Source organism: Paenibacillus larvae subsp. larvae (assembly GCF_002003265.1).
In the GTDB taxonomy this organism is placed as follows: Bacteria; Bacillota; Bacilli; order Paenibacillales; family NBRC-103111; genus Paenibacillus_H; species Paenibacillus_H larvae.
In genome coordinates, this window is record NZ_CP019687.1 from 2941840 (window position 1) to 2956324 (window position 14485).

Annotated in this window: 10 protein-coding genes, 2 tRNA genes and 3 rRNA genes; 2 read left to right on the forward strand and 13 right to left on the reverse strand. The window is 46.1% G+C overall.

All coding sequences use genetic code 11. The features are described from left to right. Window positions 1-92 precede the first annotated feature (92 nt). The 7 genes from BXP28_RS15245 to BXP28_RS15275 all read right to left on the reverse strand — a co-directional run bounded on the left by BXP28_RS15245 (window position 93) and on the right by BXP28_RS15275 (window position 6686). Window positions 93-3073: ribosomal RNA gene (locus BXP28_RS15245) — 23S ribosomal RNA — on the reverse strand. Between the two features lie 266 nt (window positions 3074-3339). Continuing rightward, window positions 3340-3415 (reverse strand) — tRNA-Ala (locus BXP28_RS15250). Between the two features lie 34 nt (window positions 3416-3449). Beyond that, window positions 3450-3526: transfer RNA gene (locus BXP28_RS15255), tRNA-Ile, on the reverse strand. A gap of 138 nt (window positions 3527-3664) precedes the next feature. Continuing rightward, window positions 3665-3781, reverse strand: a 5S ribosomal RNA gene (rrf, locus tag BXP28_RS15260). Between the two features lie 93 nt (window positions 3782-3874). Then, window positions 3875-5429: ribosomal RNA gene (locus tag BXP28_RS15265) — 16S ribosomal RNA — on the reverse strand. Together the 16S, 23S and 5S rRNA genes with 2 tRNA genes alongside form the textbook arrangement of a ribosomal RNA operon. 327 nt (window positions 5430-5756) lie before the next feature. After that, on the reverse strand, window positions 5757-5975 hold the full coding sequence (locus BXP28_RS15270) for a hypothetical protein (protein WP_024095360.1): 219 nt from the start codon (window positions 5973-5975) through the stop codon (window positions 5757-5759). A 99-nt stretch (window positions 5976-6074) separates the two neighbouring features. Beyond that, window positions 6075-6686, reverse strand: coding sequence for a stage II sporulation protein M (locus BXP28_RS15275; RefSeq protein ID WP_036655466.1), 612 nt, complete (start codon window positions 6684-6686; stop codon window positions 6075-6077). Window positions 6687-6802: 116 nt separating this feature from the next. Between BXP28_RS15275 and pdaB the strand changes: the two genes are divergently transcribed. Both pdaB and gerD read left to right on the forward strand, forming a co-directional pair. Then, window positions 6803-7594, forward strand: a complete 792-nt coding sequence (pdaB, locus tag BXP28_RS15280) for a polysaccharide deacetylase family sporulation protein PdaB (RefSeq protein WP_023482135.1) — start codon at window positions 6803-6805, stop codon at window positions 7592-7594. Between the two features lie 285 nt (window positions 7595-7879). Beyond that, a complete protein-coding gene (gerD, locus tag BXP28_RS15285) occupies window positions 7880-8668 on the forward strand; it encodes a spore germination lipoprotein GerD (RefSeq protein WP_036657197.1) in 789 nt (262 codons plus the stop codon). 67 nt (window positions 8669-8735) lie between these two features. On the opposite strand, the gene salA is transcribed toward gerD, so the two are convergent. The 6 genes from salA to BXP28_RS15315 form a co-directional block, all read right to left on the reverse strand. Beyond that, a complete protein-coding gene (gene salA / locus BXP28_RS15290; protein WP_077585124.1) occupies window positions 8736-9797 on the reverse strand; it encodes an iron-sulfur carrier protein/transcriptional regulator SalA in 1062 nt (353 codons plus the stop codon). A 52-nt stretch (window positions 9798-9849) separates the two neighbouring features. After that, window positions 9850-10605 carry an N-acetylmuramoyl-L-alanine amidase CwlD gene (gene cwlD, locus BXP28_RS15295; protein ID WP_036655469.1) on the reverse strand — a complete coding sequence of 252 codons (756 nt, stop codon included), beginning with the start codon at window positions 10603-10605 and terminating at the stop codon, window positions 9850-9852. A gap of 92 nt (window positions 10606-10697) precedes the next feature. After that, window positions 10698-11876 (reverse strand): sulfate adenylyltransferase, encoded by a 1179-nt coding sequence (gene sat / locus BXP28_RS15300; RefSeq protein WP_036655471.1) that lies wholly within the window; start codon window positions 11874-11876, stop codon window positions 10698-10700. 18 nt (window positions 11877-11894) lie between these two features. Beyond that, a complete protein-coding gene (locus tag BXP28_RS15305) occupies window positions 11895-12596 on the reverse strand; it encodes a phosphoadenylyl-sulfate reductase (RefSeq protein WP_023482140.1) in 702 nt (233 codons plus the stop codon). Window positions 12597-13315: 719 nt separating this feature from the next. After that, window positions 13316-13612, reverse strand: coding sequence for a C40 family peptidase (locus BXP28_RS15310; RefSeq protein ID WP_077585125.1), 297 nt, complete (start codon window positions 13610-13612; stop codon window positions 13316-13318). Next, window positions 13570-14484, reverse strand: coding sequence for a stalk domain-containing protein (locus BXP28_RS15315; RefSeq protein ID WP_077585126.1), 915 nt, complete (start codon window positions 14482-14484; stop codon window positions 13570-13572). Before BXP28_RS15315 ends, BXP28_RS15310 begins: the two co-directional genes overlap by 43 nt. Between the last annotated feature and the right edge of the window lies 1 nt (window position 14485).

A 14485-nucleotide genomic window follows, 5' to 3' on the forward strand; every position in this document is an offset into this window, starting at 1 on the left:
TCCTGCCTTAGAAAAGGCATGCAGCTTGAACCAGCCTCTTGCACCCTGAAAACTAGCAGCGAAGCAAAGTGTACTTAGAACAGTTGTTTCTTTAGGATAAGCCCTCGACCGATTAGTATTGGTCAGCTCCACGCATTACTGCGCTTCCACCCCCAACCTATCTACCTCGTCGTCTTCAAGGGGTCTTACTACTTGGGAAATCTCATCTTGAGGCGGGCTTCACGCTTAGATGCTTTCAGCGCTTATCCCTTCCGTACATAGCTACCCAGCTGTGCTCCTGGCGGAACAACTGGTACACCAGCGGTACGTCCATCCCGGTCCTCTCGTACTAAGGACAGCTCCTCTCAAATTTCCTGCGCCCACGACAGATAGGGACCGAACTGTCTCACGACGTTCTGAACCCAGCTCGCGTACCGCTTTAATGGGCGAACAGCCCAACCCTTGGGACCTACTTCAGCCCCAGGATGCGATGAGCCGACATCGAGGTGCCAAACCTCCCCGTCGATGTGGACTCTTGGGGGAGATAAGCCTGTTATCCCCAGGGTAGCTTTTATCCGTTGAGCGATGGCCCTTCCATGCGGTACCACCGGATCACTAAGCCCGACTTTCGTCCCTGCTCGACTTGTAGGTCTCGCAGTCAAGCTCCCTTCTGCCTTTGCACTCTTCGAATGATTTCCAACCATTCTGAGGGAACCTTGGGACGCCTCCGTTACTCTTTAGGAGGCGACCGCCCCAGTCAAACTGCCCACCTGACACTGTCCCCGAACCGGTTCACGGTCCCGGGTTAGAACTCCGATACGATCAGAGTGGTATCCCAACGCTGCCTCCACCGAAGCTGGCGCTCCGGCTTCTTAGGCTCCCACCTATCCTGTACAGATCGTACCAAAGTCCAATATCAAGCTGCAGTAAAGCTCCATGGGGTCTTTCCGTCTTGTCGCGGGTAACCTGCATCTTCACAGGTATTAAAATTTCACCGGATCTCTCGTTGAGACAGCGCCCAAGTCGTTACGCCATTCGTGCGGGTCAGAATTTACCTGACAAGGAATTTCGCTACCTTAGGACCGTTATAGTTACGGCCGCCGTTTACTGGGGCTTCGGTTCATAGCTTCGGGCCTTAAGCCCTAACCACTCCCCTTAACCTTCCAGCACCGGGCAGGCGTCAGCCCATATACTTCGCCTTGCGGCTTCGCATAGACCTGTGTTTTTGCTAAACAGTCGCTTGGGCCTATTCACTGCGGCCCCCTCGAGCTATTCACTCTACCGGGGCACCCCTTCTCCCTAAGTTACGGGGTCATTTTGCCGAGTTCCTTAACGAGAGTTCTTCCGCGCGCCTTAGAATTCTCTTCTCGCCTACCTGTGTCGGTTTGCGGTACGGGCACCTGCACCTGGCTAGAGGCTTTTCTTGACAGTGTGAGATCAAGACCTTCGCTACTGCTATTTTCACTCCCCGTCACAGCCCGGCTTTCATCGTGTGCGGATTTGCCTGCACACCAGCCTCACTGCTTGGACAAGCACTTCCATCAGCTTGCGTCCCTACCCTACTGTGTCACCCCATCGCTCATAGCGGTGTTTGGTGGTACAGGAATTTCTGCCTGTTGTCCTTCGACTACGCCTTTCGGCCTCGCCTTAGGTCCCGACTTACCCTGAGCGGACGAACCTTCCTCAGGAACCCTTAGGCTTTCGGCGGATCAGATTCTCACTGATCTTTTCGTTACTCATACCGGCATTCTCACTTCCAAGCGCTCCAGCTGTCCTCACGGTCAACCTTCTATGCTGCTTGGAACGCTCCCCTACTGCCCTTAATTAGGACCCATAGCTTCGGTGGTGTATTTAGCCCCGTTACATTTTCGGCGCAGAGTCACTCGACCAGTGAGCTATTACGCACTCTTTAAATGGTGGCTGCTTCTAAGCCAACATCCTGGTTGTCTGTGCAACTCCACATCCTTTCCCACTTAACACACACTTGGGGACCTTAGCTGATGATCTGGGCTGTTTCCCTCTTGACAATGGATCTTAGCACTCACTGTCTGACTCCCGGGCACCGAGTGGATGGCATTCAGAGTTTGACTAGACTTGGTAACCCTTGGCGGGCCCCGCACCCAATCAGTGCTTTACCTCCATCACTCTAACCCGAGGCTAGCCCTAAAGCTATTTCGAGGAGAACCAGCTATCTCCGAGTTCGATTGGAATTTCTCCGCTACCCCCACCTCATCCCCGAATTTTTCAACATTCGTGGGTTCGGGCCTCCAGTGAGTGTTACCTCACCTTCACCCTGGACAGGGGTAGATCACACGGTTTCGGGTCTACGCCTGCATACTTCCAAGCAATACAAAGTATTGCTACTTCGTAAGCTTATGCTTTGCCCTGTTCAGACTCGCTTTCGCTGCGGCTCCGGCTCTTCACCTTAACCTTGCATGCAAGCGTAACTCGCCGGTTCATTCTACAAAAGGCACGCCATCACCCTGATTTCCCGAAGAAAATCATAGGGCTCTGACTTCTTGTAAGCACACGGTTTCAGGTTCTCTTTCACTCCCCTCCCGGGGTGCTTTTCACCTTTCCCTCACGGTACTGCTTCACTATCGGTCGCTAGGGAGTATTTAGCCTTGGCAGATGGTCCTGCCGGATTCCGACGGGGTTTCCCGTGTCCCGCCGTACTCGGGATCCACCTTGGAGAGAGCAGACTTTCAGCTACAGGGCTGTTACCTTCTGTGGCAGGCCTTTCCAGACCTCTTCGCCTAATCTGCTCCTTTGTAACTCCGTATAAGGTGTCCCACAACCCCAGTGAGCAAGCTCTCTGGTTTGGGCTCCTCCGCTTTCGCTCGCCGCTACTGACGGAATCACGATTGTTTTCTTCTCCTCAGGGTACTTAGATGTTTCAGTTCCCCTGGTCTGCCTCTTCACTTCCTATGGATTCAGAAGTGAGTGACTGCGCATAACCGCAGCCGGGTTCCCCCATTCGGACATCCCCGGATCAAAGTCTGCTTACGACTCCCCGGGGCATATCGTTGTTCGCCACGTCCTTCTTCGGCTCCTAGCGCCTAGGCATCCTCCGTGTGCTCTTACCAGCTTAACCTATGCTTTGTATTTCTTTGAAGGGCTTTCGCTGCACCTGAATGTTTTCAATCACACGTAAGGTGAACATTCATCTGCAAAGTCGCTCACTTCAAACGAAACACTTCGCTTTATACTAAGGATGTTCTAAGTTCTCGCTTTGTTTCGCTATCTAGTTTTCAAGGTACAAGGTTTCGCCGCGTCGGCGGCAAAAGCTATCTTACCACAAGCGCTCCGTTCTTTTCAAGCCTCTATTTGTTGGAAAGGTTGGCTTTGCTGAAGCGTTTCTGGTGGAGCCAAGCGGGATCGAACCGCTGACCTCCTGCTTGCAAGGCAGGCGCTCTCCCAGCTGAGCTATGGCCCCATATTTTTATGACCCTAATCTTTAGGATATTTAATGGTGGGCCCTAGTGGACTCGAACCACCGACCTCACCCTTATCAGGGGTGCGCTCTAACCAACTGAGCTAAGGGCCCTCGAAAAATTACTTCAATGGAATAAACATTTAACTTGTAAAACTAACTTATCCGAAAGGTTATGCCCTATCCTTTACACAGGAAAGCATGTGTTTAAAACATATTTTTTCGAAAATAAAAACCCACCACAGTGGGTCTGCTTGGCGGCGTCCTACTCTCCCGGGACCCTTCGGTCCAAGTACCATCGGCGCTGGAAGGCTTAACGGCCGTGTTCGGGATGGGTACGTGTGGTTCCCTTCCGCCATCGCCACCAAACAGGTAGTTCGCACCGCGAACAGATGAAAGGCTGCCCTTTCAAAACTGACAACGAGTGAGTAAAGCCTTCTTGTACATTTCTGTACTCCATAGAAAGGAGGTGATCCAGCCGCACCTTCCGATACGGCTACCTTGTTACGACTTCACCCCAATCATCTACCCCACCTTCGGCGGCTGGCCCCTTGCGGTTACCTCACCGACTTCGGGTGTTGTAAACTCTCGTGGTGTGACGGGCGGTGTGTACAAGACCCGGGAACGTATTCACCGCGGCATGCTGATCCGCGATTACTAGCAATTCCGACTTCATGCAGGCGAGTTGCAGCCTGCAATCCGAACTGAGATCGGCTTTTGAGGATTGGCTCCGGATCGCTCCTTCGCTTCCCGTTGTACCGACCATTGTAGTACGTGTGTAGCCCAGGCCATAAGGGGCATGATGATTTGACGTCATCCCCACCTTCCTCCGGTTTGTCACCGGCAGTCATCTTAGAGTGCCCACCTCTGCGTGCTGGCAACTAAGATCAAGGGTTGCGCTCGTTGCGGGACTTAACCCAACATCTCACGACACGAGCTGACGACAACCATGCACCACCTGTCTCCTCTGTCCCCGAAGGAAAAGGTCTATCTCTAAACCGGTCAGAGGGATGTCAAGGCCTGGTAAGGTTCTTCGCGTTGCTTCGAATTAAACCACATACTCCACTGCTTGTGCGGGTCCCCGTCAATTCCTTTGAGTTTCAGTCTTGCGACCGTACTCCCCAGGCGGAATGCTTACTGTGTTAACTTCGGCACCAAGGGTATCGAAACCCCTAACACCTAGCATTCATCGTTTACGGCGTGGACTACCAGGGTATCTAATCCTGTTTGCTCCCCACGCTTTCGCGCCTCAGCGTCAGTTATAGGCCAGAAAGCCGCCTTCGCCACTGGTGTTCCTCCACATCTCTACGCATTTCACCGCTACACGTGGAATTCCACTTTCCTCTCCTACACTCAAGTCTCCCAGTTTCCAGTGCGAACCGGGGTTGAGCCCCGGGCTTAAACACCAGACTTAAAAGACCGCCTGCGCGCGCTTTACGCCCAATAATTCCGGACAACGCTTGCCCCCTACGTATTACCGCGGCTGCTGGCACGTAGTTAGCCGGGGCTTTCTTCTCAAGTACCGTCACTCCAGGGGCAGTTACTCCCCTGGCCGTTCTTCCTTGGCAACAGAGCTTTACGATCCGAAAACCTTCATCACTCACGCGGCGTTGCTCCGTCAGACTTTCGTCCATTGCGGAAGATTCCCTACTGCTGCCTCCCGTAGGAGTCTGGGCCGTGTCTCAGTCCCAGTGTGGCCGTTCACCCTCTCAGGTCGGCTACGCATCGTCGCCTTGGTAAGCCGTTACCCTACCAACCAGCTAATGCGCCGCAGGCCCATCTGTAAGTGACAGGTTGCCCCGTCTTTCATGACTTCTTCATGCGAAGAAACCAGCTATCCGGTATTAGCTCACGTTTCCGCAAGTTATCCCGGTCTTTCAGGCAGGTTGCCTACGTGTTACTCACCCGTCCGCCGCTAACCTGGCGTCTCCCGAAGGAAATACAAGGTTCGCTCGACTTGCATGTATTAGGCACGCCGCCAGCGTTCGTCCTGAGCCAGGATCAAACTCTCCAATAAAGTTGTTTCTTTATCGAATGAGCTGATTGCTCAACTATACTTTGCTGACGAGAATTTCTTCTCTTAGTCACTTTGCGTGACCCGCTTTATCACTCGTTGTTCAGTTTTCAAAGGACAATCATGTGAGTTAATCTTACATTTCGTGTCAGCCGCTCTCGCGGCGACCTCTTTAATATATCACACTCAGATCTTTCAAGTCAACATCTTTTTTTAAAAAAGAAGTTTACTATTATATAGTGTTTCTGAGGCTTCCGCCTAGAAGCGACGATTTAGAATTTATCATAACTTCCTAAAGAAGTCAATATACTTTTTTTATTTTCATCATTTTCAGTGATAAACCCGGTTTCTTGCGTACTTTGAAATTTCTTTAGGAGTGGCAACCCGGGCATACATCCTGAATACGGTCCGGTACCTTGCTTCAATAGCCGCCTTAATTTCTTCATCCAAACGCTTGTCATTTAGATCAAATAGCATTTCGTCCAATTCCTTGCGAAGTACATAGTCTAATTCTTTACATTCGCGGTCGTTAAATAAAAATCCTAACATGACTGAAACCAATCCTCTCGACATAAGTTAATGCAAATAAAAACGGGCTTTATTGTTATGCTCATTTTTTACCATTTTTATGACAATCACTTTGAAAACTTATCCTTGCGCCAGCCAAAAAGTCAGTGTGCTTTCAATAATTGCCGCTATAAATAAGGCTCCAACGAGTACAACAGCCAGAGGACCAGTCAGTTTAAGAACCTGAATCAGTTCTTTTTTTACATTAGATAAAGCTGCAGGCCTGAATAGCGAAAACATCCCCTTAAATACCAGGCCCCCGAGTTTTAATCCGTAAGCAGAAGCAATGATAATTGCAGGAAGCTCAATAATTCCATGGGGAAGGATTCCCTTAGCCACCATTTCAAATACATCGGAAGCGGGAGTCCGGGAAATCAGAAACCCCAGCAGTAGTCCATTGCTTATCATCGAAAACAGCGGTAGCAGACCGAAAAACAATCCAGAGAAAATAAACAACAACGCTTTGATCGAATTATTTAAAAAGATCACAACAAAAAACCAGATCTGAGGCGTTTCCTGTGAGTTTATCTTATTGACAAGATCCTTCATCCCCTTCGTTTGGGCTGCCAAAAAGTCATAAAACTGCTGATTATAAACCGCGCCAAGAAAGATCCCTACAACAAAAACAAGTGTAGTAGCAATAAAATAATGTTTCATTTCTCTAAAATGACGCCATAATGGTTTGAATTTCATTCTGCATCCTTCCTTATCTTCAGAAGTTATCACGCATAACTTAATGGTACGAGCATACATTGTACTAAGCGAATTTATACAAGCCTTGCAAAAGGCTTAAGGAGGTCACAGCTAAAGTGAACTATTTTTATGTCATGAACGGGAAAAAGCTGAAACAAGCCATATTTATCATTGCAGCTCTCCTGTTTGCCGCCGGTATTGTTTACGCGGAACGGGAAAACATCAGTGCGTTTGCAGGAAAAGATACAGGGCCTAAAGCCATCTATAGCGTACCCACTGATAAAAAAGTAATTGCACTGACCTTCGATATCAGTTGGGGGGATAAGAGGGCCGAGCCCATCCTGAAGATTCTCGAAGAAAAAGGAGTAAAGAACGCAACCTTCTTCCTCTCCTCCCCCTGGACGAAAAGCCATCCAGAGATTGTCAAGAAAATAAAAGACGGCGGATTTGAAATCGGCAGCCATGGCCACAAGCATGTCAATTACAGCAGCTTGAATGATGAAGAAATCCGCAAGCAGATTCAAACAGCCGATAGCACGCTCACTGATGCGGTCGGCCAAAAGCCAAATCTCATCAGAATGCCGAACGGGGACTTTGACAAACGTGTACTGAAAATTGCCAAGGACCTCGGTTATTCTGTTATTCAATGGGATACCGATTCCCTTGATTGGATGAATATTGGAACAGACAAGATCATTGACCGTGTTATGAAAAAGGTCCATCCCGGAGATATCGTACTTATGCACGCAAGTGATTCCTGTAAACAAACTCATGAGGCCCTTCCCGTTATCATCGACCAGCTTAAGGCAAAGGGTTATGAATTTGTTACTGTGGGCGAATTATTGAAGCAAGCCAAAGCTGAAAATAAAGACGTTCAGGACCAGGCAGCAAATCTTCATATAACCTAAGCGTTAAGTATCCTTAATATTCAATACAAAAAGCGTCCTTAACCTTTTGAACGATAAAGCCCCCTTATTTCGGAAAAAGAGCTGATTTCAGCTCTTCTTTTTATTTTTTTGTTGCTTTTAATTTCTATTCCGATTATTTCTTCCCATTCCTTTGAGAAAAAAACACCAAATTTATCTCCTAATTGTACCAACGTTCACAGTAAAAAGCTAATTTTTGCGAATCATAAACGGGCCCTGGTCACACATACTATATGTACTTAAGCAGGAAAGGGAGTTTTTATGAAAATGAATGTTCTAACGAAACTTCGCTTTATCCCGGTTCTTCTATTTGTTATTTTGTTGGTCTCCTGCGGTCCGGACACTTCCCAAAGTTCGGGAACAAACCAAGGTAATTATAAAGACACCAAAACAATGGTCATGGATATTTTGAAATCAGAAGAAGGAAAAAAAGCCATAAAGGAAGCTTCGAAAGGCGGGGGAAATTCGGGTTCAGGTTCTGGCGGCGGGGCCATGAGCATGATGTCTGAAAGCCAGCTGGCACAGCTAAAGATTGCGGCCAAAGATGTACTCACCAGCACGGACAACAGCAAATTGTTGCAGGAAATAATGAAAGATCCGCAATTTGCCGGTGAGTTCGCCAAAGCCATAAAAAATGACAACAAACAGCTGCAAAAAGATCTTATGAAAGATCCGGAATATCAAAAACAAATGCTGGAAATCATGAAAAACTCTGATTATGAAAAAATGGTTTTGGAAGTTATGAAGAGTGTTCCGTACCGTCAGCAAGTAATGAATTTAATTCAGGAATCCATGCAGAGTCCGCTTTTTAAAACTCAGCTTATTTCTCTGATGAAAAAAGCAGTGGAGCAGCAGGAACAGCCTATGCAGCAAAAGACTGAAGGAGGAAAAGAAAAAGAGGGAAAAGGCGGAGAGGGAAAGGACCAAGGGAAAAAAAAGGATAAGGAACAAAGCAGCGGTAAAGAGGAAGGCAAAGATTCAAGCGGTGATTCCGATAGTGAAAGTGATACTGATTCGAACAAGAAGAAAAAGAAGAAAGACGATGAGAATCAGTAATATAAAAAAGAAAAGGACTGCCCGTTTATTATTTAATACGGCAGTCCTCTGCTTGTATTGATGTAAACTATAGTTTCTCCAAAACTTTCCGGGCCAGTTCTAAATATAGCTGCCCGGTTTCTGTACTTTCTTTAAAGACGGAGGGTGAATAATCCGGCTCAGCAACATGGTTGTCAGGTGCTCCTAGCGGAATTTGGGCAAGCAGCTCGGTATGGAGTTCTTCCGCAAGTTTGCCTCCTCCCCCTCTTCCGAAGATATAATCTTTATTTCCGCATTTGCTGCAGGAATAATAGGACATATTTTCTACTACACCGATAATCTCATGATCAGTATGAAGAGCCATAGCACCCGCTCTGGCAGCCACATAAGCAGCTGTAGCATGAGGGGTTGTTACGATGATTTCTTTGCAGCCCGGCAGAAGCTGATGCACATCCAGAGCTACATCCCCGGTACCGGGTGGTAAATCAAGAAGCATATAATCCAGATCGCCCCAATTTACCTCATTGAAAAAATTACGGAGCATTTTGCCCAGCATAGGACCGCGCCAAATAACAGGGGCGTTATCCTGAACAAAGAATCCCATGGAGATCACTTTTACACCATGACGTTCTACCGAAATAATATGATCATTCTCCAGGCGGGGCTGTTCCTCGATTCCCATCATATCAGGTACGCTGAAACCATAGATGTCGGCATCCATAATTCCAACCTTTTTACCCAGTCTGGAAAGTGAAGCGGCTAAATTAACTGTAACAGTAGACTTACCGACCCCTCCTTTTCCGCTAGCCACAGCAATAAATTGCACTTTGCTGGAAGGAGATAATAAAGATACGGGTTTGCTCCCAGCAGAAGGGGTTCCTGCCTCCTGTCCCAATTGGGCACGCTCAAAATCCGTCATAACGCGAAAACGGATATGTACTTGTTCAATTTCTTTCCGGGTAAGGACCTCCGTAATATCTTGCTTAAGTTTATCTTTGTTTACGCCTTCGTCTTTGGATAAGACGCAGGTAAGCGCAACGGTTTGTCCTTTGATGATCACATCTTTTATGCCGCCAAGTTCTACGATTGATTTCCCATAATGCGAATCCACCAAATCCTGCAAAGCCTCAAGTACTTCCTCTCTGGTCATCTTCTCACACCTCGGTAAGCACATTTTTAAACGATTACATTATATCATATTTTTACGATGTGCTCACTTTTTCCCCTGCATAGTAGCGCAGAATACCCTGATAAATGGATGCGGCCAGTTTCTTTTGGTATTTATCATCCGCCAGCATTCTGGCTTCATCCGGATTGGATAAAAACCCCAATTCAATAAGTGTACTCGGCATTTTTAGTGTTTTTAGCAAATATACGGATTCCTCCTGCTTAGCAACCCGGTCTGTGTTCTCCATGTTCCGCTTTATCTCCTCTTGTATGAGAGATGCCAGACGGTAATTATCTTGATTATTAGGGTAATAAAATGCCTGGGCTCCCCTCCACTTTGGTGAAGGGACGCTATTGAGATGGATGCTGAGAAACAAATCCGCTTTTTTCTGAATAACAAACTCCGCCCTCTTCAATAAATCCTCTGTCTTTCGTTTGCTGTAACCTTTCGTATCGGGATTGGCCAGATCTTTATCCATCTCTCTTGTCATCACGACAATCGCCCCCGCTTGCTGTAAATAATCTCTCACATATAGTGAGATAATCAAGTTAATATCTTTTTCAATGACTCCACTCTTGCTGGAGGCTCCCCCGTCCGGCCCTCCGTGCCCCGCGTCCAAAGCAATGGTTTTTCCCGCTAACGGCTGCGTCCATTCCGTCCATGTCTCGGTTGCCGGCAATTTATAGGCATAGATCATAACCAAGAGGGCGACAAGTATAGCCGAGAAAACAATTTTCAATCCACTTTGGAAGGTGAGCCAGACAACCAGCCGTTTTCTTTTTTTAGGCACAAAAAACCACCTCTGTTCCCATAAACTTCTGTTCTCATCTATATTGGACAGGGTGGACAAATATACCTCAGAGTTGAGTTAAGTCAGTATCCTTACGAATTTATGGGCGAGACTTGTTCCTTCATTCCCCCGATTAGAACCTTGGCCACCTCCGGTCTTGTGAACTGCGGGGGCGGACATTGGCCTTTCCTTAGAAGGGCTCTCACTTTAGTGCCGGAAAGATGCAAATGCTTGGAAGAATCATGCGGGCATGTTTTGCTGGAGGCCATATTACCACAAGCGGTACAGTAAAAACTGTGTTCGAAAAACAGCGGAATGATTCCAATCTCCTCTGAAGTAAAACGGCGGAAAATATCTTGCGCTTCATAAGTACTATAATAATCACCTACACCGGCATGGTCTCTCCCCACTATAAAATGTGTACAGCCGTAATTTTTACGCACTAAGGCGTGAAAAATAGCTTCTCTCGGGCCTGCATACCGCATGGCGGCAGGAAATACCCCCAAGAAAACACGGTCTTCCGGATAGTAATGTACAAGGAGGGTGTGATAGCTCTTCATTCTTACTTCAGCAGATATGTCGTCAGACTTGGTTTGCCCAACCAAAGGATTGAGAAATAAGCCATCTACTATCTCCATGGCAGACTTTTGAATATATTCATGTGCCCGATGAACCGGATTCCGGGTCTGAAAGCCTACAACAGTCTTCCAACCTCTTTGGCGGAACTGTTCTCTGGTTTCAGCGGGATCAAAGTAATAATCGGCGAACTGTTCAGGTTGTGTCCTTCGTAAAAGCTGAATCGTACCTCCCGCATAAGTATAAGATTTAGCCATAAGCCGGGCTACACCAGGATGGGCCTCATCTCTGGTCTTAAATACTTGTATAGCTTCAAAAACCGGGTCTATATCATATAGGCTATCAACTTGAATAATTCCATATATGTGCTTATCTTCCCCAATAAGTGCAGCTTCCGTCCCCACTCGAATACAAGCTTGTTCCTTTGCCGATAAAGGAAGGGTAATAGGCAGACTCCATACTGTTCCATCTTCCAGTCTCATGGAATTTAGTACGGATAGATAGTCCCGCTCATTCATAAATCCCTGCAATGGGGAGAAAGCTCCTATTCCTATTAATTCCAGATCGGACAGCGACCATGCGTTTAATTGGATTTGGGGAAGAGACTCAGCATGCTTCAGGAGTCTGTCACGATCCCGTTTGTCCGGGAATCTGTTGACAAGCCTTCCGCCGTGCGGGGCAATGGATTCAGTCATTTTTTCAACCTCCATGAGTTAAGTTTGGGGCTGATGCAGGCCGCATTCCGTTTTCCCAAAACCGGACCATCGTCCCGCTCTCAGATCTTCTCCCGGTAGAACCTGCCGTGTGCAGTACTCGCAACCGATGCTCGGGTAATTTTGATCATGCAGAGGATTATAAATAAGCTCATATTCGCGGATATAGTCCCAAACATCATCTGATGTCCAGTTTGCTAAAGGATTGAATTTAGCGAGATCAAATTTTGTATCATAGGCAGCTTTCGGTGCATTGGCTCTCGTGGGGGCCTGATCACGTCTTATACCAGTAATCCAGGCATCATATTCGCTTAAGATCCGTGACAAAGGTTCTACCTTCCTGATATTGCAGCAGCTGTTAGGATCAGATTTCCAAAGTTCTTCACCAAACCGATCGGCCTGTTCCGCCAGGGAAATCTTAGGCTCGACCTGTATAAACTCAATATTATACTTCTCCTGCAACCGGTCTTTGGTCAAATACGTTTCTTTAAAATGAACATGAGTATCCAAGTAAAAGATATCAATGGATGGCGCTACTTTTTGCATGATATCCACGAGCACTACGTCTTCAGCACCAAAACTGCAGGCAAAAGTAATGTGAGGAAACGTTTCAACAGCTTTTACTACAAGCTCCTCCGCGGACTTTTGTTCATACTCTTGGCTGATCTGAGACAATAAAACTTCTTTTTCGGGCAAATTCATAGTCTCCCACCTTATTTCCGATTATTCTTATATGATTAATAAATTACTAGAAATTTAGCATGACCTGCCGGGTGTGTCAACCATAATTTCACAGGCCTACTCACTTTTGTATTGTATTGGGCGGGAATGAATTTGGTGAAAAAATAAAAAATCTTTTTCTTTATATACCGTAAAAAAGGGATTTGAGTGCTATCTATCCTCAAATAATGTTTGGGGAATTGTGATGCGGGAGCGAACAGTTTTAGGACCGCATTTTTTACGTTCTTAAAACTTGCTTCAGATTACTTGGACCAGCCATGTAATCAAGAAGTTCTCCTTTTCCATCACTAAATGTAGTCAAATTTATTTATTTAACCTGACTCTCCTTTTTAGGAGGAACCTCCATGTTTCTTGTTAACAGGTTGTAATCAATTACAGGGCAGCTTATTTTATATTGGAATCAACAGCAGGTTTCGTAAACATCAGAAATGACTTAGTCAATTATCTGGACCTCAAGATAATATTTTAATACATTATGTGAAATCCATTTTATAATACAACTGGTGAGTAATTAATGGGGAAGATATAGATACATATGGTTCAGAGAGATTTATCTATATCTTGTACCCATTCGGATGGAAATCTAAGTTATGAAATGGATTTTATCTATATAAAAAGTCACTTTTCGGACAAAATCCGAAAAGTGACTTGGTCTTAACTGTTCCAATACGAATATAATCTTATATCACTTTTTTAGCGCCTATATAAAATTTGTTCCAATAACGATTTCCTAAACTATCAATTTTAACTCCATCGTCGGTTGCAGAAATAAACTGGTTGCCACCAACATAAATGCCTACATGAAACACTTTACCGCCATCAGCGAAAAATACAAGATCCCCTTGTTCGGGATTGGATACCGATGTTCCCACACCATACATGCCTGAGGAAGTCCTAGGAAGATTAATACCTTGTTGCTTAAAGATATAAGTTACTAAACCCGAGCAATCAAACCCATTTGGGGAAGTTCCCCCCATAAGTATGGTACCCCAATCTGCCTTGTTGCCTTAGATACGATGGATTTCTTATCAGTTGAGGTTACATCTTTGCTTGTAGCTGGTTCTACCTGTTTATGAGCAGGTTTCTCGGTGTGCTGCTTTCCTGCAGATTCGTTTGACTTCTTAACAGATGAGGTTACATCTTTGCTTGTAGCCGATTTTACTTGTTTATCAGCAGGTTTCTCGGTATGCTGCTTTCCTGCAGATTTGTTTGACTTCTTAGCAGACAAGGTTACATCTTTGCTTGTAGCCGATTTTACTTGTTTATCAGCAGGTTTCTCGGTATGCTGCTTTCCTGCAGATTTGTTTGACTTCTTAGCAGACAAGGTTACATCTTTGCTTGGTGTAGTTCGTTTTGCAGGCTTATACCACGCAGGAGCATGGTATTTTCCATCTGCACCCAGAATGCCGATATTATTGTTCATATCCCATTGGACAATATGTCCAAAATGCTCTCCAATTGAACGGATATGTACATAGACACGGTCATTTTTAATAACAGGTGCTTCATCTAGGGTCACACTTCTGTTATCTACTTTTGCCTTCTGCTTACCGGACTCAAACTCAAATACATGACCATCTCCTATGAGTTTGACTCTGACTTGAGTACCATTTTGAACCATTTCAAACTCCAATTTGTAGCCTAAATTCTCAGCTACCGCGCGCATTGGGACCATTAACGATCCTTGGTTCAAATAAGGCATAGCATCCGAAAAATTAACTAAGTGGTTATTGATCTGAACTTTGACACCGTCTGGAACAGCTGCGTGTGCAGTAGTATTTGATGCTATTAACCCTACCGTTACTAAAGCTCCTGAAAGAACCAAACTTTTCAACCATTTTGTAGCCATA